This window comes from Thalassobaculum sp. (genome assembly GCF_040219615.1).
In the GTDB taxonomy this organism is placed as follows: Bacteria; Pseudomonadota; Alphaproteobacteria; order Thalassobaculales; family Thalassobaculaceae; genus Thalassobaculum_A.
In genome coordinates, this window is sequence record NZ_JAVJSE010000006.1 from 44,739 (window position 1) to 63,730 (window position 18,992).

The window sequence follows — 18,992 nt, forward strand, 5'->3', positions numbered from 1 at the left end:
TCAGCTTGCCCGCTGCGCGGGAGCCACCGATCGGGTCCGCAGGTCGCGGAGAACCGTCTCGGTATCCTCGCCGGGAACCGGAGCCTGCGTGACCGCGCATCGCGTTGCCGCGAAGTGCCAAGGCAGACCGCCAACCAGAAGTCGGCCCCAGTCGCGCGTGTCGAGCTCGGCGATCATCGCATTGCGGCGGACCTGCTCGTGGTACCGCAACATCTCGAAGTGATGCGCGAACGCCACCGGGACGGCGTTCCGCTCGAAGGTCCGCATCCACCAGATGATCGGGCGTTCGCGGATCAACGGCTCGACCAGGTCATCGAGAGCCTCCCGGTTCGCAACCCGATCGGAGTTGGTCGCGAACCGTGGGTCGGCCGCCCACTCCGGGTGGCCCAGAGCCTTGCAGAAGCCGGACCATTGCCGCTCGGTTTGGGCGGTTACGAATATTCCGGCATCGAGTGCCGCATAGGCACGGTCGGGCACGAGGCCGGGCGAAGCACTGCCCAGGGACTTGGGCTCGGCACCACCACCCAGCATCTCCGCCACCCTCGTATGCTGCATCTCGAGGGCCGCCTGGAGCATCGAGACCTCTACCTTTTGGCCCCGCCCACTCACCTCGCGTTGCAACAGGGCGGCAAGCAACGCCTCGGTCGCCACGATCGAGGTCGTCAGGTCGATGTAGCCGGTGAAGCGGAAGGCCTCGAAGCTGTCGCCCGGGGGCCCGTTCAGGCGGGCAAACCCCGAGAACGCCTGCATCACGAAATCGGCGCACGCCTCGCGCGCCATCGGCCCGACCTCGCCGAAGCCAGTGACCGAGCAGTAGACCAGACGGGGGTTCCGCTCGCGCAGGGCATCGTAGCCGAGACCCAGTCGCTCGATGACCCCGCCGCGGAAATTTTGGATGAAGACGTCGGCTTCAGTCGCCAACGCGAGGGCGTCGGCGCGCCCGTCGGGCGATTTCAGGTCGAGGGTGATGCCGCGTTTGTTGACGTTGAGACAGAGATAATTGGTGCCGATGCCACGCTGAGTCGGCTGCACCCACCGCGTTCCATCACCGGCAGGCGGCTCTATCTTGACAACGTCGGCGCCGAGCTCGCCCAGCAGCGCGCCGATCCAGGGACCGGCGGCCATGATGCTGGTGTCGACGACCCGCATGCCCTCCAGCGGTCCGGGCATCGGTTCCTCCCGTCAATTCTTCTCTCATTCGCCGGACCGGGATGGCCGCGCGACGTGACTCCGACCATGGACCCGGCGATTGCCGGCGGCAGAGAAGCAACGCCGCGACACGATAATCACACTGTGAGCTGTTAATCTCACAATGTGAAGCGTACGCATGCCAACAATCGGCTGTCAACCGCCTCGGGCGAGTGTGGCTGGCAGTCGGGATGCGCCGGAATCTGTGAGGTTCCGGCAAGGTGACGCGCAGATGGGAAAAGGATGCGGGGCGAGGGCGTGCACGCCCGGGAGCGCGGCGCGATCAGTCCGGCAGGGGCGACACGAGAGCGATCTCGCGTTCCATGCGGGCCAGAATCTCGGCTCGCCGCGGCAGAGCCATTCGCTCCGTCAGGCTCGACACGGTAATGGCCGCAACCACGCGGCGGCTTCGGGAGTATATCGGCAGAGCGACGGAGGAGACGTGGCGGACCGTCCGCTCGTCGTTCAGCGCATAGCCGTCGCGGCGGGTGCGCTCGACCAGAGCCAGGATCTCGTCGATGTTCGTGTTGAACTGGCGATAGGCCTCGGCGTTGGCATGGACCAGCTCGTCCACCTCGAAATCCTGGGAGAAGGCCAGGAGCGCGAGGCTGCCCGAGCCGACGCCGAGCGGTCTACGGTCTCCGAGATCCAAGGTCATGGCCCGCACGGGGTAAGAGCCTTGATCGCGGCCGATGCACACACCGGTGAACCCCGATCTGATCATCAGGAAGATGGTGTCCTGGGTCTCCTCGGCCAGCCGTCGCATCGCCGGACGCAGCTGCCGCTCGATTGACAGGGAGCGCGTCGCCTTGAGGTTAAGGCCGTGGATCTCCGGGCCAAGCCGGTACCTGCGGTTCTCCTTGACCTGCTCGACCAGCCCTTCGCTGGCCAGGGCGACAAGGAGACGATTGGTCGTCGCGGCATGCAGACCCACCTCCTTCGCGATCTCCACGACCCGACGTCCGTCCGTCCCGCCTTCGGCGACATGACGAAGGATGAGCATCGCCCGGTGCAGCGTCTGTGCGCCCCGTCGAAACCCGCCCGTCTGAAGCCGCGTGGCCGGGGATGTACTCTCACTCCGCTCGTTCACGAGATCCGCCTGTCCCATCAATGTGCACGCGGAATTAGGGAACAGCCCCAAAAGCCGCGCCAATAAATGAGGCCAATCCCCGCATTCCGACAAGCTCCTTCCGGCAAAAGTCCCGGCTGGCCACGTCACCGCCCGGTCCACGCGCCGGCACCGCCGGTAGCGGCAGGCCGCGAAGTCGAGCGGAAAGGCGGGCGGCCAATTCAGTCGGTTGTGGGAAGCGGTGGGCAGCTCCGCCGGTGATCAGTTGACCCTATCGTCGAGCAAACCTCGCCGCACCCGGGGCGAGCTCAGAGTGCCGAAGGAGGGTCGCGAGAGGTGGGTTGATCACCTGCCGCTGGTGGCTCCGGGACGGCTGCCGCGACGCAAGCGGTCCGACTGGCTTGATCGCTCTCGTGCCGTTACCTCATTCATGTTTAGACACCGGCTTTCAGCGCATCGACGATGTTCAGGCGCGATGCCATGACCGCCGGATGGAATCTGAGCAACACGCCGACCGCGACCGATATGCCGGCTCCGAGCAGGATGGCAGGCGGCGGCACCTACAGCCCCGCCGCCTTCGTCAAATTGATCCTGAACCGGTCCCGCTCGCGCTGGTAGCGCCGGTTCATGGTGACGGTGGCGTGGCCGAGCTGGCGCTGCACCCAGCGCTCATCGACCTCGGCGGCGGTAGCGAGCCCGGCCCGCAGGGAGTGCCCGGCGAACGCCTCGCGGCGGGCGCCCTCGGCGAGATCGCCGCGGACCCCGGCGGCGATCGCCGTGCGCTTGACCAAACGTGCGATGTGCTGGTCGGCCAGCCGCTCGGTCAGCACCCGGTTGCCGTTGGTGCTCAATCGGCGGAACACCGGCCCATGCACGATGCGCGCGATCGCCAGCCACTCCTGGAGTGCGGCGACCGGCCAGGTTCGGGTGCTGGAGCCGCGGCCGATCTCGACCTCGCGCCAGCGGTTGCCCTTGCCGCGGACGCGCAGGACCATGCCGCCGTCCAGGAACTCGGGCCAACCGAGCCCTTCCTCGGTCTCCCCTTCCCCGTGGTCGAGGCCGACGATCTCACTGCGTCGCAGACCGCCGGCGAAGCCGACCAGCAGGATGGCGCGGTCGCGCAGACCCGCGAGGCCAGTGTCGAGAGTACCGATCATGGCGACGATGTCACTGGCCAGCACCGCGGCCTTCTGTCTCGGGGGCTGCAGGTGCTTGTTGCGGATCCCGGCCAGGACCTCCTTGATGGGAAGTACCAGAAAGTTTGGGGCGGTCATGCGGCGAGAGGCGCTTCGGTCTCAGCCTCTGGATCGACAGCCATGTCGGGATACCAGCGGCCGAAGAGCGAACGCAGGCTGCCGTCGAGGGTCCGGGTCCGGGTCTGGAGCAGCCGATGCGCACCGCGGCGCGACCGTAACCGGGGCAAAACCGGTGGCGAGTGTCAGGCTGGCGCGGGCTGCCTGACGATTTCGGCGAGCGACGGGATCGGCTGTGCACCGTCGACGCCAAGGCGATGGCCGAGGTATTGCCAGAAGGAGATGGCGAGCTTTCGGCATGTCTTCATCAGGGAGAGCATGGCGTCCCTGGCTTGCCGGCCGTCTTCGCTGTGGGTCCCGCCGCTGAGCCGTCTTCGGGTGACGCAGGCCCGGATGTCGTTCTCGGAGCCGTTGGTGTGGAGGGGAATGCCGGGGTGGTCGAGCACCCTGAGGAGGTCGTCGCGGTCGGCGTGCAGGCGGCCCAGCAGGCGATCGAGCGTCACGAAGCCGGTGCGGGAGGTGAACAGGGCATCGAAGCGGTCGGCGAGGGCGCGGGCCCGTTCCGGTCGTGGGTTGCGCTGCCATGCCCGGAGGTCGGCATAGAGCCGCCAGAGCCGTCTTCGGATCCGCTCCTTGGCGGCGCGCTTGCGGTCGTTGAAGGTGTCGAGCGTGTGGATCAGGCGCTCGGCATGGACCCAGCAGCGGGCATGGGTGGCGACGTCGAACTGGCCGGCGGCGTCGCTGACGATGACGGTGTCCTGGAGCAGCCCGCGGGCCGCGAGCGCGCCCCACGCAGCGCCTTCGGTGGCCAGCCGCATGGGGTCGAGCGGGCCGCCGGTCGCCCGGATGCCGAGGCCGGCGGCATAGGCGCACCAAGCCTGGCGGTCGTCGAAGGCGATCTCGCCGCCACGGCGCAGCGCCGCGATGCGGCCGGGGCTCAGCCTGCGCTCCCGCATGTAGTCGAGCGCTGCCTCGTTGATCCGCCAGGCCGGCGGCCCGGCCTGCAGCAGCTCCAGGAAGTTCAGCCGGCTCTTCGACGGCCGGGTGGCGAACCAGGCGAAGCGGTCGTTGCCGATCTGGGTGCAGGTCTGGTTGGCGCCGGCATGGCGGGCACCGGTGTCGTCGACGGTGATCCACGGCGCCGTCGCCAGCCCGGCCGCCAGCACCGCGTCGGCCTCGGCGGCGAACCCCTCGATACCGGCGGTCAGCAGGCGCACCAGCTGCCGCTTGGAGATCTCGATCCCGAGGTCGCGCAGCAGCGCCAGCAGCCGCTCCACCGTGGTCTGGCCCTGGTGATACTGCGCCAGCACGAAGCGCCGCAGTTCCGGCCCGAAGTGGCCGCGCAGCCCCGCCGGCAGCGGCGCCACCACCAGCCGGCCGTCCGGCAATTGCCAGCGCGCCCGGCGCACCCGGATCACCCGCCGGGCGATGCTCAGCTCCTGCACATAGAAGTCCCGGTAGCCCTTGAACCGCGCGCCCGCCGGCACCGCCGCCTCGACCACCCGGGTCTCGGTGACCTTCTCGCGCAGCTTCTTCGCACCCCGGTGCTTCTGCTTGCGGCGCCGCTTCACCTCGGCCCGCTCGGTCTGCTTCGCCATCCCGCTCGGCTTCAGCTTCGGCTTCGCCGGCAACCCCTTCAGCCGCGCGATATCCTCACGTAGCGCCGCGTTCTCCGCACGAAGCCGCGCGTTCTCCTCCATCAGCGCCGCGATCAGCTGCCGCAGCTCCGCAAGGTTCAGCGCATCAACATCTTGCGACGATCCAGCCATCCCGAATCGAATCACGGCTATAGGCCGGATTCAACCGCAGATGAGTCCCAGCGCCCGCGATTGCCGCCAGTTTTGCCCCGGTTACAGACAAGGGCGCTAAGTTATTGAAATAACGCCAAACACGATTCAACGGCTTCTGGTAAGCCATTGAAATCCCCGGCGATTGCTACCGGTACTTTCGGGGAAAATGGTACGGAAACCCCAGCCCCGGCCCGGCCTCGCGGCGCATCGAGGTTGCACGGCTCCGGCGAGATCGTCGCTCCGGCCCGCGTCGATGAGGTCGGCCTGCACTACAGGGCAAGCGCAACGGCGGCGGGCGTCGCGTCGCGGCTCATAGGACTCTCGCGGCGGTGAGCGTCGCTTCCCTATAAGTGTCAAACCGACGCCGCCCCTCATCGGTCAAGGCGCCGGAAATAAGCGTGTCGATACTCTCCGCGACATATTTGTCGAGCGACATACGCGACTTCCAATACCAGCCCTTCAGGGCCCAGCCATGGGCCGCCAGAACGACTTGATAAGTGAGAATATCGACATTCACCTCGCGAACGATTCCCGCCTTAATGCATTCTGAAATGGCGGACGAAAAGATCTCATTGGTCTCGGTCTCGCGTTTTTGCACCATTTCGCGACGGCCAGACGGTAACGATTTCGTCGAACGATAGGCGAGCACCGTCGGCGCGCGATGAGTGTCGACGACGCGGCAGTAGGAGTCGAATGCGGCGAGCAATCGCTCCAATGGATCGTCAATACCTTCGATCGCCTTTGGAATTTCGCAGGCATAAGCCTCCAGCACCTGGAGCAACACGAGAAGAAGTACATCCTCCTTCTCACGGAAGTACAGATACACGAGGCCGGCGCTAACACCCGCCTTGGCCGCGATCTCCTTGATGGTGGTTCGATAGAATCCTCTCTCGGCGAATAGCTCCGTCGCCGCCGCAACAATCTGGCCGCGCCTGCGTTCGACCAGTTCGAGATTTTCGACCGCCGTGGTCACGTCCGTCTCCATGAGTTCTGTTCACTCTTTCTTTTCTGCTCGGACCGCTGAGCACTCGAACTGGAGCGCCTTGGACACCCTCCCCAAGAGGTTCCGGCGACCGCGCCGCCTGCTCCGGTTCTGAACCGCCGCTCCGAGAACGGAGCGCGCTCGCGACGCTGTCGCAAGCGGTCAGCGGAAGCGGGCGAAGTCCGGCTTCCGCTTCTCGAGAAATGCGGTGCGGCCCTCGACCGCTTCCTCCGAGTTGACGAAACTCGCCAGACCATCGGCCGCCATCTTCACTTGTCCGAAGATGTGCGCGCTGTCGGCGTTGAAGGCGTGCTTGAGGAACTTCAGAGCCGTCGGGCTGAGCGCAGCCGCCTCTTTCGCCATCGACCGCGCCTCGTCCATCAGCTGCTCGGCCGGGACGACGCGGTTGACCAGGCCCCATTCGACCGCGGTCTGAGCGTCGTATTGGCGACAGAAGAACCAGATCTCCCTCGCGCGCTTCTCACCGACGATGCGCGCCAGATAAGCCGAGCCCCAACCGGCGTCGAACGAGCCGACGCGCGGCCCCGCCTGGCCGAACTTCGCGTGCTCGGCGGCGATGGTCACATCGCACAGGACATGGATCACATGGCCGCCGCCGATGGCGTAGCCATTGACCGCGGCGATAACCGGTTTCGGGATGTCGCGGATGACCGTGTGCAGATCGTCGATCTCCCAGAGGCCATTCTCCGACGCGCCGTATGAGCCTTTCTCCTGCATTTCCTTCTGATCGCCGCCGACACAGAACGACTTCGTTCCGGCGGCGGTCAGGATCACGCAGCCAGCGTTCTTGTCCGCCCATGCGCGTTTGAACGCATGCACCAACTCTTCGATGGTTCGGCCGCGAAAACAGTTCAGCCGATCGGGTCGATTGATCGTGATGGTGGCGACGCCCTCGTCGACGTCGTAGAGCACATCGGTGTAGTCCATAGATCTCTCTCTTTCTGGGAATGGGTCTCCGCCCCGGATTCAAGCCAGGATCGCCCGTGTGGGATCGAAGGCGCGCAGCAGCTCGAGTTCATCTCGGGTCGGAGGATCGAAACGGGTCATGCTCGCGGCCGCAGGCATTGCGCGGCCACAGCGCTCGGAGATTGCGGCGAGCGCCGCCGCCTCTCCGCCGGACGCGCAGATAACGCCGGCGACCTCCAGAACGCCGTCGTCATCTCGGGTCAGCAATCCCAGATCGGTGGCCACGCCGACGAGATTGCGTATCGGCGTGGTGGTGAAGGGCAGCGCGTCGACGAACCGCCCGGGCTTCAGCGGCATCACCACCATGCAGCGCGCCGCGCCGCTGACGAGGTCGTTGGCGCCGCCCGAGCCCACGATCAGGCGGCCATTTGCAGTGCGGGAGGAGTTGATGTCGCCAGCGCGATCGATCTGCGCTGCCGCCAGCAGCGCCAGGCACTTGTCGCCTCTCGGTCCCGCCAGAACACCGAGCGTATGCGAAAAGCTCGCGTGAAACAGCGACGAGGCCGCGTTCGGCCGGTTGAACAGATAGGGGTCGCCCGTGATCGGCCGGAAGTCGACCATCCCGGTCTCGGCGATCAGCGCAGCAGAGAGGCCGCGCGCCCGGCAGCGCCGCTCAGCGCCCCATGCGGCCAAATGCGCCAGGCCAATTCCGGCGAACAGCGCCTCCACCTCACCGGCGGCGACCTCACCCTCGGCGATGCGCATCGCCAGCACGGCCGCGATCTCCTCCGCGGAAGCGGGCTCGTCGCCGCCGACGCTCTCGGGATGCGACGGCGAGACCGCTTCCCTGCGCAACCCTTGCAGACGCTCGGGGCCGAGCCGCGCCAGATAGGTCTCGTGATCAGTCTCGAAGATCCAGTCTTCGACCCAGGTGCGCAACGCCTCCGGATCGCGGACTAGCCGGCGCAGCTCCAGGCGGAGCGGATAGTCCTCGGCATAGGAGGCCACCGCCTCCTCCTCGCTCCAGACGAACTGGCCCTGGGGATGGGCGCCGAACGGGGCAGCGACGACATGCGCGACCACGTGGCCCGGAATGCCTGTCCGCGGTCCGATCTCTCTCAACGCCTCGGGCGAGACGACGTGCTCGGCGGTGACGACGACCTTTTTGGAGGCGTAAACGGCCCAGCTCTCCTCGGCGTCCGGACCATGAATGATGGTGTTTCCGATCGTGTCGGCGATCGGCGCATGAATGAAGCACACATCCGGCTGCAGCGGCGCGAGCACCGCCGCCGTCTGCGTCCCGAACGGGTTCTGCAGCGTGGCGCGCTCGCGCTCCTTCCACAGGTCCGAGCCGAACAAGCTGTTCGTCGGAACGAAGGGCCAGCCGAAAGCGCCCGCCATCAGCCGGAGCGTCATGGTCAAGTTGGTCCAATCCGGATCCGACCCCTCGGCGGCCTCGACCGCGATCTGGAGCTGCTTCGATGGCGCTGGCGCCGGATACGTGCCGCCGGCGAAAGCGGACTCCAGGCGGCCGATCGCGCCGGCCGCGACCAGGATCGAGGCATATTCCAGCAGACCTGTCGCGACCAGATCGAGGCAACCCCGATCCTTGAACTGGCGGGCCACCTCGAAGGCGGCAGCGTGCGAGCGGTTATGCGTGAAGGCGAAGCAAAGCGTCGCTCCCGGCGACACCGTCGTCGCCACCGCATCCCGGAGTGTTGTGAGCTTGCTCATCTGTCTCAGTCGTCCCGCGCTAATCGACCATCGTCAGCCCGCCGCTGACGCTCAGAACCTGTCCGGTGACGAAGCTCGAGCGATCGGAGGCGAAGAACAGAACCGCATCGGCCACTTCCGACGGCTTGGCCACGCGCTTCATCGGGATCGCGTTCGTCAACGCGTCGCGCATTTTGTCCGGCTGCGACGCGAACAGCGGCGTGTCGGTGGGACCGGGGCAGACGCAATTGACGCGCACCTGTTTGCGAACGACCTCGCGCGCGAGCGACTTCGTGAAGGCAATGACGCCTCCCTTGGCGCCGGCGTAGACGGTCTCCCCATAGGAGCCGACCCGGCCGGCGTCGCTCGAGAGGTTTACGATCCGCCCGCCCTCGGACGCGAACAGGAGCGGCAGCAGCGCCCGTGTCACCTGAACCGGCCCCATGAAGTTCAGCTTGACGATCTTCTCCCAGTACTCGGGGGTGTTCTGCATGAACGGCTCGATGATATCCCAGCCGGCGGCGTTCACGAGGACGTCGAGGCGGCCGAACTCCTTCTCGACCCAGACCGCGAGCGCCTCGGCCGAAGCCGGGTCGGTGACGTCGAGCGGCATGAAGCGCACGTCTCCAGGTCCGCCGGCTAGCTCAGCCGCGGCCGCTTCGCCTGCCACCGCATTGACGTCGGTCAGCAAGACCCGCGCTTTCGCCTCCGCGAACGCGCGAACGGAGGCCAGACCGATGCCTGAAGCTGCTCCGGTAACCACCACGATCTTGTCCTTGAAGTTCATCGGCATACGTCTCCAAAAATGATGTCAGCTGAGGCAAAGAGCGACGGTCAGCCGCCACGCTGCGTGAAAAACGCATCAACGCGTCGCCGCGCCTCCTTGCTCTCCATCAGCCTCCAGGGTTTTTCGATCTCGCGGGCGAAGCCGTCAGCCCCCTGGTCGAACCAGGCGGCGATGCAATCCTTCGAAGCGAGGAGCGCCTCGCGCGAGAGTCCGGCGACCCGCTCGGCGACGGCGTTCGACTGCGATGAGAGCTCGGCTGCGGCGACCGCCCATTGCACGATCCCCAGACGCGCCGCCTCGGCGCCGGCGACGATCTCGCCGCCGAGGATCAGACGCGCGGAAACGCCCGGGCCGCACAGACGCGTCAGTCGCTGCGTGCCACCGGCGCCCGGGATCATGCCCACGCGCGCTTCGGGAAGTCCGAGCTTCGCGTCCTGGGCGGCGATGCGCAGGTCGCACGCGAGCGCCATCTCCAGCCCCCCGCCCAGCGCCGGCCCACCGATCACCGCCAGGGTCACCGCGTCGAACGCCTCCAGCCGATCGAACAGCGTATGCAGCCGCCGCACATAGTCGACCATCCTGGCGGTCCCATCGGCCGCGGCGAAGAGTTCTCGAATGAATCCGAGATCGGCACCGGCGCAGAAGCACTTCTGGTCGCTCTCGATCAGCAGCACTGTCGGCCTCACCTGCTCGACCTCGTCCAGGGCGCCGCAAAAAGCAGTGATGAAGGCCTCGTCGATGGCGTTGACAGGCGACCGGCTCATCGTGATCCGGGAGACTCCCTCAGTATGCGCTGCTCGGATCACATATCGCTCCTGACTTCCGACCGCGTCTCAGCCAACGCTTTGCGAATGAGAAATTTCTGAACCTTGCCGCTCGGGTTCAGCGGCAAGCGCGGCCAGATCTCCAGGCGCTCGGGCAACTTGAACCGGGCGATGCCCTTGGCCATGAGGAACGCGGTCAGCTCCGCTAGCGTGACCGACGCGCCTTGACGAAGAACCACCACGGCGCAGCCCGTCTCACCGAGGCGCGGGTGCGCAATGCCGACTATCGACGCCTCAAGGACCGCTGGATGCGACGCCAAGTAGTCCTCAACCTCTCGCACCGAGATGTTCTGCCCGCCTCGGACAATGATGTCCTTGATTCGGCCGGAGATCCGGATCGATCCGTCGGCAAGCACGCGCGCCAGATCGCCCGAATGGTACCAGCCATCCGGATCCAGCGCCTTCGCAGTCAGCTCGGGCTCGCCCAGATAACCGAGAAAGGTGTTCGGCCCTCTCGACAACTCCTCGCCCACATCGCCATCGGCTAAAGGCTCGCCCGTCTCCGAGATCACCTTGACCTCGATCCCGGCCAGGGGACGTCCGTCCGTGGTCCACGCGTTTTCCAGCGGATCCTCGGGATGAACGACGGTGTGCGGCGGACTCTCCGTCGCGCCGTAGATCGAAAGCACGCGCAGCCCGACGTCGGTCGCCTTGCGAACCTGCGCCTCGGGGATCGGGGCGCCGCCGCAGAGAAAGTACCTCAGATCGGGCAGTCGATGGCCGGACGACTCCAGCGCATCAGAAATATCTGCGAGAAACGGGGTCGCTCCCATGGTCCAGGTGCAGCGGTGCGCGATCATCTGCTGCGCTGCAGCGGCGCCGTCGAACACGTCAAGGAGCGACAGCGACGCGCCGGTGGTGAGAGTCAGCACCACGCCATGCATGAAGCCGGTGGTATGCGATATCGGCGACGCCATGAAGGCGACGTCGGTAGCGCTCAGATCCAAGGCTCCCGCCAGCGCGCGCTCTCCGAACAAGATCGTGTTGTGGGTGTGGACGGCGCCCTTCGCGCGCGACTCGGTGCCGGAGGTAAACAGCACCGCCACCGGATCGTCGGCGCCTATATGGGCGGCGTTAGCCAACGGCCGGGAAGAGAGCGCCTCGTCCCAGGTCTCCCCGACCACCTCCGCGCCGTCGCCCAGGCAAACCACGGTCCGGTTCGCTAGCAACTCCGGGTCGATCTCCGCCAGAATCTCTGCGAAGTCCGCGCGGCGGAACTTGCGCGGGACGAACAGCATCTTGCTCTCGCATCGGCCCAGGACGTGGCTGATGTCCGCCCGGCCATAGGTCACCGGAACCGGGTTCACGACGGCACCGAGCCGCATGACGGCGAGAAATGTAACGACGGTCTCGCACCAATTGGGCAGACACACGGTGACGACGTCGCCCTTGCCGACATCTGACTGCGCGAGAAAAGCGGCGAGCCGAGCGGATTGTTCGCTCAGCTCGCCATAGGTGAGCGCGGCTCCCGACGCGTCGCGCACAGCGATTTTGTCTGGCGTGCGCGCGACGCATTCCTCGATCAGCCCAGGGATGGTGTCGTCTCGCCACTGTCCCGTGGCCCAATAGCGCGCGGCGCGATCCGGATCTGGCGACGGAAAGATCATGACAAAGGACTCGACTTCGGACGGTCGGCCACCTGAGTGTGGATCGAGCCGATCAAGCCGCCATCGGCCAGGACGTTTTGCCCGGTGATGTAGCCGGCGTCAGCCGAGAGCATGAACTCGACCAATCCGGCGAAATCTCTCGCCGGATCTCCGATGCGATGCATCGGCACCAGGGCCTCTCGCGCCGATCTCTTCTCGGCGTCGGCATAGATCGGCGCCGTCATCGCGCTCAGGAACAAGCCCGGAGACACGCAGTTGGCGCGGACGCCGGAAGCCGCCCATTCGAGCGCCAAGGTGCGCACCAGCATGATCAGCGCCGCCTTGCTAGCGCTGTAGGCGCCGGTGCCGGGGTAAGGCTCCACCCCCGACATCGACGCCACCGCCAGGAACGAGCCGCTGGCGCTCTTCAGGTCAGGATAGGCGGCGCGCGCCAGCAGCCACGCGCTGCGCAGGTTGACGGAGAAGGTGCGATCCCACTCCGCCTCGTCGATGTCGTCGGTCAGGCTTCCAGGGATCGCGAGGCCGGCGTTGGAAACCACCGCGTCAAGCCCGCCGAACAATGACGTCGCCTCGGCGACCAGCGCAGCCGGAACCGCGCTGTCGCCGAGATCGCCCGTCAGACCCTCTGCCCGCGCGCCGCTCCGACGGCACGCCTCGACGGCGTCACCGAGTGCGCTGGATGGCTGCGATGCGCACAGCGCCAGCTCGGTTCCGGGCTTCGCCAGCCGCTCGGCGATGGCGCGCCCGATGCCTCGGCTCGATCCGGTCAGAAGGACTCGCATGGTCTCGCCTCCTCTCTCACATCTTGCAGTCATCGCTGGGCGGCGGCGTCGCCGCGCCCGCGTCGAAGGCGCGCACGACCTCGATGCCGACCGAGCCGTCGTTCTCCGCGACGCGGCCCAAGTAGTTCGGCAGCTCCATCTGGTGATCCGCTGCGCGCATCCGCACCTCGCCGAAGGGCGTTACGACGATCAGGTCATTGAGCGCCGCGGCCACGTCCGCCGGCTCGACGCTCTTTGCCTTCTCCACTGCGGCGAAGAGCGCCAGAAAGCCAGCGTAGGCCTCGCCCTCGTAATCGGTCGGGTCGGCGCCGTCGTGCTTCGCCCGCCAGGCTTCGACGAAGGCCTTGTTGGCCGGCGTGTCGATCTTGGGAGAGTAGCCGACATTGCCCCAGACGCCGACCGCGTCCTTGCCGACGGCCTTGATCGTCGACGGCACCACGAAGTTGTGGCCGAAGACGACGACGGAATCCGTCAGGCCGAATTGTTTGGCCTGCTTGGCGAAGTTGATCGCGTCAGCCCCCGAGAGCGCCACCCAGAGGCCCTCAGCGCCGGAGTCCCGGATCTGGGTGATGTAGGGCGCGAAATCGGCGGTTCCGAGCGGCGGGAAGAGCTCGAGCTTGACGGCTTTTTTGAGATCTTCCGCGGTCGCCTTGAAGGCGGCGCCTGAACCGCGGCCCCACACATAGTCGGCGGCGATGATCGCCCAATTCTGCTGCGACTGCTCCTTCAGCCACGGCGCCACAATCGCGATGTCCATGCTGTCGGAGTGGTTGGCGCGGAACATACGCGGATGGCAGGATTCGCCAGTCAGCTTAGGGCTCTTGTTGACGACGGAGAGATAGAGTCCGTCCCATCGATTGAGCTGGGTCGAGAGAGCAAGGCCGACGGCGGACGAGATCGGACCGGTGAGGATCCGGTAGCCGTCGAGGCTTAGCTTCTCCGCGGCGCGGCGGCCAGCGTCAGGGTTGCCCTCGGTGTCGCCGATGCGGATCTCGACCATATGGCCGCCGACGCCTCCGGCCGCGTTCGCCTCCTCGGCCGCGAACTCGATCGCGCGAACCACCTGGTCGCCAAGGACCGTGTAGGGACCGGTCCGCGAAGTCGGGACGCCGATCCGCAGCGGCTCGGACTCGGCGACGGCACCGCCTGCCGCGGCGATGACCGTCGCCATCGCCAGAAATGATGAAACGATACTTCTTCTCATGATTTCCTCCACTTAGTTATTGTTTAGTTCATTATCGTCGACTGGAGTTGCTCCAGATCGACATCTTTCATCAGCCCCGCATTCGTGATCGATCCTTTCGACATCACATAGAATCTCTCGGACAGGTCGCGAGCGAGCCTGAGATGTTGCTCGATCAACAGGATCGAGACTCCGGTGTCGGCGAGCCGGGCGAGGACCCGGCCGAGCTCGTCGACAATGATCGGCGCGAGGCCCTCGCTCGGCTCGTCGAGGATCAGGAGATCCGGGTTGGCCATCAGAGCTCGGCCAATCGCCAGCATCTGCTGCTGCCCTCCGCTGAGTGCAGTTCCCGAAACACTGCGGCGCTCGGCGAGAACCGGAAACAACGCGTAGACCGCTCTCAGATCCCACGGGCCGGGACGACGCAGCGCCGCCCCGAGCTTGAGATTGTCCTGGATCGAGAGGTTCGGAAGGATCTTGCGGCCTTGCGGCACGATGGCGACGCCATGGGCTGCGGCAGTGTGCCCGGCGAGCTTACGGATCCGCTCGCCACGAAGCCGTATCTCGCCGCCTCGTAGCGACGCCGCAGCCAGCAGAGTGTTGACGAGCGTGGTCTTGCCGACGCCGTTTCGGCCAAGCACAGCGACCCGCTCGCCTTCGTCGACTCCCAGCGTGACGCCGTGCAGGATATGAGCGGCACCATAATGCGCGTCCACGCCGACGAACTCGAGCAGCGTTTTCATGCCGCGCTCCCGAAGTAGGCTTCGATCACCGCCGGATCCTTGCGGATTTCTTCAGGAGCGCCGCCGACCAGCCAGCGACCCGAGGCGAGAACCGTGAGCGTCTGGCAGACCCGGAACACGACATCCATGTCGTGCTCGACCAGCAGGACCGCGACGTTCCAGCTTTTCGCGATCTCCTCTAGATGCGCGGCGAGCGTCTGCGACTCCGCTACCGAGAGCCCCGCAGCCGGCTCGTCGAGCAGCAGCACCTGGGGATCCCCGACCAACGCCAGCGCCAGATCGACGAGGCGTTGCTGTCCGTAGCTGACCTCTCCCGCCGGCGCTTCGAGAATCGATCCGAGGCCGAAAATGTCGATCAGCTCGCCGGTGTGGCCTCCGCCAACGCCATGCGCGGCGATGTCGAGCTGCATTCCGATGGTCATCGCCGGAAAGATCGACGTCCGCTGGAAGGACCGCGAGACGCCCATACGCCGCCGCGCATAGGGCTGCGCCGACGAAATGTCCTGATGACCGAGGAACACCTGCCCGTCGCCGCGAACGCGGCCGGAGACGACGTCAATGAAGGTCGACTTGCCAGCGCCGTTCGGCCCGATTAATCCGTGAACCTGGCCCGGCTCGAGCTCCAGGCTGACCTTGTCGAGCGCGACGACGCCGCCATAGCGCTTGCTGATTTCGACGCAGCGAAACAGGGCGCTCATGACTTCGGCCCGCTTCGGTGAGCGCGGTCGAGACGCTGCAGCAGCGCGGAGAATGCGCCGGATAGGCCGCTGGGCCAAGCGACCGTGACCATGATCAGGGTGACGCCTAACACCGCCATCCAGTGCGAGGTCAGATCCGACAAGCCTTCGCGCAGCAGGAAATAACCGAAAGCCCCGGCGATCGGGCCCCATAGAAAGGACGTGCCGCCTAGGATCATCATGATCAGCGCGGAGCCGGAAAAGCTCCAATGCATGATCTCCGGCGAAATGAAGCCCTGGTAGAGAGCGAAGAGCGCGCCGCTGAGCGCTGCGGTCGACGCGGACAGCGCGAACACGCCGGCCTTCACTGCGCGCGTGCGGTAGCCCAGGAACTGGACCCGCTCCTCGTTCTCCCGGATCGCGACCGTCAGTTCGCCCAGCTTGGAGCGCTCCAGCGCGCGAAGCCCAGCATAGACGAGGCCCATCACCGCCACGCCCAACAACAGCATGCCGTGCGGATCCTGAAACGTGCTGGCCGGGATCCCGAACAGCCGACGGGGCGTGGCGACGATCATGCCGTCCGCGCCGCCCGTGACGTCTCGGAACTTGGAGATCGCGACATAGGCGGCTTGCCCGAGGGCGAGGGTCAGCATACTGAAGGCGATGCCTTCGAGCCGGCTGGCCACCAGGCCGATGAGAAAGAAGCTGGCGAAGACGAGAACCAGCATTAGCAAGAGGCCAATCTCGGGCGCCGTCACGCCGCTGGAGAGTACATAGGCCGCGCCATAGGCGCCGACTCCGAATGGCGCCGCGTGACCGAAGCTTATCAAATTCAGGGAGCGGCCGAGCATGCCGACCCCGAGCGCGAGGATCGAAATGATCGCCGCCTGCGCGAGCAGGCTGACCAGAATCCGCGACCCTGAAAGCTCGGCCGCGAGGACCAGGAGCGCTAGGACCGCGGCGGCGACAGTGAGCGGCCCGTTGGAACGAAGCCTCGCCATCAGGTCCGGTCGCGTCGTGATGGGGGTCGCATCCATCGCCTAGACCCTCGCCCCGGCGATGCCGCCCGGCCGAACGATCAACACCAGCGCCATCATCGCGAAGGGAAGAAGCGCCGCGAGTTCGGGCAGATAGACGGTGCCGAAGGATTGGAGCTGACCGAGCGCCAAGGCGCTGACGAAGGCGCCGGTAAAGCTACCGAGGCCGCCGACCACCGAGACAACGAAGGACAGCACCAGGATCTCTCCGCCCATCGAGGGATTGAGCGAGAGGAACGGCGCGGCGAGGATGCCCGAGACGCCTGCGAAAGCCGCGCCGAGCCCGACCACTATCGGGCCGATTACCGCCGTGCGTACGCCACACATCGCCGCCACGGAGGGATCGTGGCTGGCGGCGCGCACGAAGAGTCCGGTCCGCCCCCAGCGCAGCCAGGCGACGAGGCCCGCCACCATGACCACGCTCGCGCCAACGATGAACAGCCGATAGACCGGATAGGGCGCGCCCGAGATTTCGACCACGCCGCCGAGCGCCTCGGGCGGATCGATGGCGTAGTTTTGCGTGCCCCAGACGGAGCGGACCAAGTCCTCCAGAACCAGCAGGACCCCGAAGGTGACCAGCACCGTCACCAGCGGGTCGCGATCGGTGAGCTGGCGAAAGATGACGAGGTCCAGGAAAACACCGACCAGGCCGAGGGCAAGCGCGGCCGCAATAACGCCTGGAACGAAGCCGATGTGGATGGCGACCGAATAGCCGACATAGGCGCCGAGCATATAGAGCGCGCCATGCGAAAAATTGACCACCCGCCGCAGACCGTAGACCAGCACGAGACCCGAGGAGAGCATGAAGAGCAGGCTGCCGTAGACAAGCCCGTTGAGCGCATTGATCATCATTCTGCGGTTCCTCCACCTGCGCCGATCGAACTTTCGACGCCCGCCATCGCGCTCAACCGCGTCGCTCCCACTGCTTTCATAGCGCTCCACTCTTTCCAACCCGTATTAAATGGCTGTTCATTCATTTTCTTATGACGCCAACGCGTCCTCCGATATTCGGCATCGACGACGTCAGAGCGTGCGCGCCACCAGCTCCCGCATGATCTCGTTCGAGCCGCCGTAAATCCGGTGCACCCGCGCATCCGCGAAAGCGCGAGCGATCGGATACTCCCAGATGTAGCCATAGCCGCCATGCAGCTGCAGGCACTGGTCGACGACGCGTCCCATCAACTCGGTGCACCAGTATTTCGCCATCGCCGCCACCGTCGGATCGAGGCGCTCCTCATTGACCTCGCGCAGACAGCGGTCGACGAAGACCTGGGCGATCTCAATCTCGGTCTTGATCTCGGCGAGCCGGAACCGCGTGTTTTGATAGTCAGCGATCGGCGTGCCGAAGGCCTTGCGCTCGCGCGTGTAGTCGCGGGTCCACTCCAGCGCCGCGGCGGAGGTCGCGACCGCCCCGACGGCGATCTGCAACCGCTCCCAGGCAAGCTCGCGGAAAAGGAGGGGAAATCCGCGCCCCTCCTCGCCGAGGATACTCGTGGCCGGGATGCTCACATTGTCGAAGAACAGCTCGCAGGTGTCCTGCGCTTTCATGCCAATCTTCTCAAAACTCTTGCCGCGGCTCACGCCGGGCGTCGCCGCCTCGACGACGAGAAGGGTGAGATCCTTGGTTCCCGCAGCTTCGCCCGACTTCGCCGCGACCAAAAGAAGGTCTGCGCAATTGCCGTTGGTGATGAAGGTCTTTTGGCCGTTCAGGACCAGTTCGTCGCCATCTCGGATAGCGGTGGTGCGGATCGAGCGCAGATCTGATCCTGCGCCGGGCTCGGTCAGAACGATGGCGCCGATTAACTCTCCGGAGGCCATGCCCGGAAGCCACTTCAACTTCTGCGCCTCAGTTCCGTAGTTCAGAATATAAGGCGCGACGATGTCCGAATGGGTCGAGAAGCCGGGCCCCGAAAGTCCTAGACGCGCCTGCTCCTCGATCAGAATTGCCGAGGCAAGCCGGTCCGCGTCGCAGCCGCCATAGGCTTCCGGAACTGCGACGCAGAGGAGGCCGGCCTCGCCCGCCTTTCGCCAGACCGAGCGTGGCGCGACGCCCTGCTTTTCCCAATCCCGATGATGAGGGGCGACTTCCTGCTCGAAGAACTTGCGAGCGGTCTCTCGAAGCATCTCATGCTCGAGTGAAAAGATCTCTCGCGCCAGAATTGTCACCGCGAACCTCCCCGCCGGAGAGGCTCCTCGTAGCTCTCCAATCTGATTGACTGAACCTTCATTCATTCCTATGGGGCTGTCAAGGCGCCACGCTCAAAAATTCGATCATACCAACGGTCATAGAGGCGCTGTCACGAACTCGTGGCGGACGCCGGGCCCAGCCGATAGCCTCGCCTCATGAAGCCGATCTCCTATGCCCGCCTGCACTATCCACCGTCGGTCGTCCAGCACGCCGTCTGGCTGTATCTGCGCTTCGACCTGAGC

At 65.9% G+C, this 18,992-nt stretch carries 17 protein-coding genes and 1 pseudogene; 1 reads left to right on the forward strand and 17 read right to left on the reverse strand.

Annotation, left to right across the window (positions count from 1 at the left end; translation table 11 throughout):
* The 17 genes from RIC31_RS02075 to RIC31_RS02155 all read right to left on the reverse strand — a co-directional run bounded on the left by RIC31_RS02075 (window position 1) and on the right by RIC31_RS02155 (window position 18,728).
* On the reverse strand, window positions 1-1,170 hold the full coding sequence (locus tag RIC31_RS02075; protein WP_350100947.1) for a CaiB/BaiF CoA transferase family protein: 1,170 nt from the start codon (window positions 1,168-1,170) through the stop codon (window positions 1-3).
* A gap of 301 nt (window positions 1,171-1,471) precedes the next feature.
* Window positions 1,472-2,296, reverse strand: coding sequence for an IclR family transcriptional regulator (locus RIC31_RS02080; protein WP_350100986.1), 825 nt, complete (start codon window positions 2,294-2,296; stop codon window positions 1,472-1,474).
* 521 nt (window positions 2,297-2,817) lie between these two features.
* A complete protein-coding gene (locus tag RIC31_RS02085) occupies window positions 2,818-3,531 on the reverse strand; it encodes a tyrosine-type recombinase/integrase (protein ID WP_350101028.1) in 714 nt (237 codons plus the stop codon).
* A 164-nt stretch (window positions 3,532-3,695) separates the two neighbouring features.
* Window positions 3,696-5,279 (reverse strand): IS66 family transposase, encoded by a 1,584-nt coding sequence (locus RIC31_RS02090; RefSeq protein WP_350101087.1) that lies wholly within the window; start codon window positions 5,277-5,279, stop codon window positions 3,696-3,698.
* Between the two features lie 331 nt (window positions 5,280-5,610).
* Window positions 5,611-6,273 (reverse strand): TetR/AcrR family transcriptional regulator, encoded by a 663-nt coding sequence (locus tag RIC31_RS02095; RefSeq protein ID WP_350101106.1) that lies wholly within the window; start codon window positions 6,271-6,273, stop codon window positions 5,611-5,613.
* Window positions 6,274-6,444: 171 nt separating this feature from the next.
* Window positions 6,445-7,230, reverse strand: a complete 786-nt coding sequence (locus tag RIC31_RS02100; protein WP_350101126.1) for an enoyl-CoA hydratase-related protein — start codon at window positions 7,228-7,230, stop codon at window positions 6,445-6,447.
* A 39-nt stretch (window positions 7,231-7,269) separates the two neighbouring features.
* Complete coding sequence (locus tag RIC31_RS02105; protein WP_350101136.1) at window positions 7,270-8,943, reverse strand: CoA-transferase; 1,674 nt, start codon at window positions 8,941-8,943, stop codon at window positions 7,270-7,272.
* Window positions 8,944-8,962: 19 nt separating this feature from the next.
* Entirely contained in the window at window positions 8,963-9,709 is a 747-nt protein-coding gene (locus tag RIC31_RS02110) for an SDR family NAD(P)-dependent oxidoreductase (protein ID WP_350101164.1), read from the reverse strand.
* Window positions 9,710-9,756: 47 nt separating this feature from the next.
* Complete coding sequence (locus RIC31_RS02115) at window positions 9,757-10,515, reverse strand: enoyl-CoA hydratase/isomerase family protein (RefSeq protein ID WP_350101210.1); 759 nt, start codon at window positions 10,513-10,515, stop codon at window positions 9,757-9,759.
* The gene (locus tag RIC31_RS02120) at window positions 10,512-12,140 is read right to left on the reverse strand and encodes an AMP-binding protein (protein ID WP_350101248.1); all 1,629 of its coding nucleotides are present in this window, start codon (window positions 12,138-12,140) and stop codon (window positions 10,512-10,514) included. Before RIC31_RS02120 ends, RIC31_RS02115 begins: the two co-directional genes overlap by 4 nt.
* Window positions 12,137-12,922 carry an SDR family NAD(P)-dependent oxidoreductase gene (locus RIC31_RS02125; protein WP_350101272.1) on the reverse strand — a complete coding sequence of 262 codons (786 nt, stop codon included), beginning with the start codon at window positions 12,920-12,922 and terminating at the stop codon, window positions 12,137-12,139. The genes RIC31_RS02120 and RIC31_RS02125 overlap by 4 nt, the downstream gene beginning before the upstream one ends.
* Window positions 12,923-12,938: 16 nt before the next feature.
* Window positions 12,939-14,126 carry an ABC transporter substrate-binding protein gene (locus RIC31_RS02130; protein ID WP_350101276.1) on the reverse strand — a complete coding sequence of 396 codons (1,188 nt, stop codon included), beginning with the start codon at window positions 14,124-14,126 and terminating at the stop codon, window positions 12,939-12,941.
* A 23-nt stretch (window positions 14,127-14,149) separates the two neighbouring features.
* Complete coding sequence (locus tag RIC31_RS02135) at window positions 14,150-14,848, reverse strand: ABC transporter ATP-binding protein (RefSeq protein WP_350101334.1); 699 nt, start codon at window positions 14,846-14,848, stop codon at window positions 14,150-14,152.
* The gene (locus tag RIC31_RS02140; protein ID WP_350101408.1) at window positions 14,845-15,546 is read right to left on the reverse strand and encodes an ABC transporter ATP-binding protein; all 702 of its coding nucleotides are present in this window, start codon (window positions 15,544-15,546) and stop codon (window positions 14,845-14,847) included. Before RIC31_RS02140 ends, RIC31_RS02135 begins: the two co-directional genes overlap by 4 nt.
* Window positions 15,543-16,562 carry a branched-chain amino acid ABC transporter permease gene (locus tag RIC31_RS02145; protein WP_350101443.1) on the reverse strand — a complete coding sequence of 340 codons (1,020 nt, stop codon included), beginning with the start codon at window positions 16,560-16,562 and terminating at the stop codon, window positions 15,543-15,545. Before RIC31_RS02145 ends, RIC31_RS02140 begins: the two co-directional genes overlap by 4 nt.
* Before the next feature lie 3 nt (window positions 16,563-16,565).
* The gene (locus RIC31_RS02150; protein WP_350101457.1) at window positions 16,566-17,414 is read right to left on the reverse strand and encodes a branched-chain amino acid ABC transporter permease; all 849 of its coding nucleotides are present in this window, start codon (window positions 17,412-17,414) and stop codon (window positions 16,566-16,568) included.
* Between the two features lie 171 nt (window positions 17,415-17,585).
* Window positions 17,586-18,728, reverse strand: coding sequence for an acyl-CoA dehydrogenase family protein (locus RIC31_RS02155; RefSeq protein WP_350101502.1), 1,143 nt, complete (start codon window positions 18,726-18,728; stop codon window positions 17,586-17,588).
* Window positions 18,729-18,905: 177 nt separating this feature from the next.
* Between RIC31_RS02155 and RIC31_RS02160 the strand changes: the two are divergent.
* A pseudogene (locus RIC31_RS02160) lies at window positions 18,906-18,992 on the forward strand (IS6 family transposase); the annotation flags it as partial.

Excerpts from the sequence above, each read along its gene's own strand:
- RIC31_RS02075 (WP_350100947.1), bottom strand. The coding sequence starts at position 1,170 with ATGCCCGGACCGCTGGAGGGCATGCGGGTCGTCGACACCAGCATCATG.
- RIC31_RS02080 (WP_350100986.1), bottom strand. The coding sequence starts at position 2,296 with ATGGGACAGGCGGATCTCGTGAACGAGCGGAGTGAGAGTACATCCCCG.
- RIC31_RS02085 (WP_350101028.1), bottom strand. The coding sequence starts at position 3,531 with ATGACCGCCCCAAACTTTCTGGTACTTCCCATCAAGGAGGTCCTGGCC.
- RIC31_RS02090 (WP_350101087.1), bottom strand. The coding sequence starts at position 5,279 with ATGGCTGGATCGTCGCAAGATGTTGATGCGCTGAACCTTGCGGAGCTG.
- RIC31_RS02100 (WP_350101126.1), bottom strand. The coding sequence starts at position 7,230 with ATGGACTACACCGATGTGCTCTACGACGTCGACGAGGGCGTCGCCACC.
- RIC31_RS02105 (WP_350101136.1), bottom strand. The coding sequence starts at position 8,943 with ATGAGCAAGCTCACAACACTCCGGGATGCGGTGGCGACGACGGTGTCG.
- RIC31_RS02110 (WP_350101164.1), bottom strand. The coding sequence starts at position 9,709 with ATGAACTTCAAGGACAAGATCGTGGTGGTTACCGGAGCAGCTTCAGGC.
- RIC31_RS02120 (WP_350101248.1), bottom strand. The coding sequence starts at position 12,140 with ATGATCTTTCCGTCGCCAGATCCGGATCGCGCCGCGCGCTATTGGGCC.
- RIC31_RS02125 (WP_350101272.1), bottom strand. The coding sequence starts at position 12,922 with ATGCGAGTCCTTCTGACCGGATCGAGCCGAGGCATCGGGCGCGCCATC.
- RIC31_RS02130 (WP_350101276.1), bottom strand. The coding sequence starts at position 14,126 with ATGAGAAGAAGTATCGTTTCATCATTTCTGGCGATGGCGACGGTCATC.
- RIC31_RS02135 (WP_350101334.1), bottom strand. The coding sequence starts at position 14,848 with ATGAAAACGCTGCTCGAGTTCGTCGGCGTGGACGCGCATTATGGTGCC.
- RIC31_RS02140 (WP_350101408.1), bottom strand. The coding sequence starts at position 15,546 with ATGAGCGCCCTGTTTCGCTGCGTCGAAATCAGCAAGCGCTATGGCGGC.
- RIC31_RS02145 (WP_350101443.1), bottom strand. The coding sequence starts at position 16,562 with ATGGATGCGACCCCCATCACGACGCGACCGGACCTGATGGCGAGGCTT.
- RIC31_RS02150 (WP_350101457.1), bottom strand. The coding sequence starts at position 17,414 with ATGATGATCAATGCGCTCAACGGGCTTGTCTACGGCAGCCTGCTCTTC.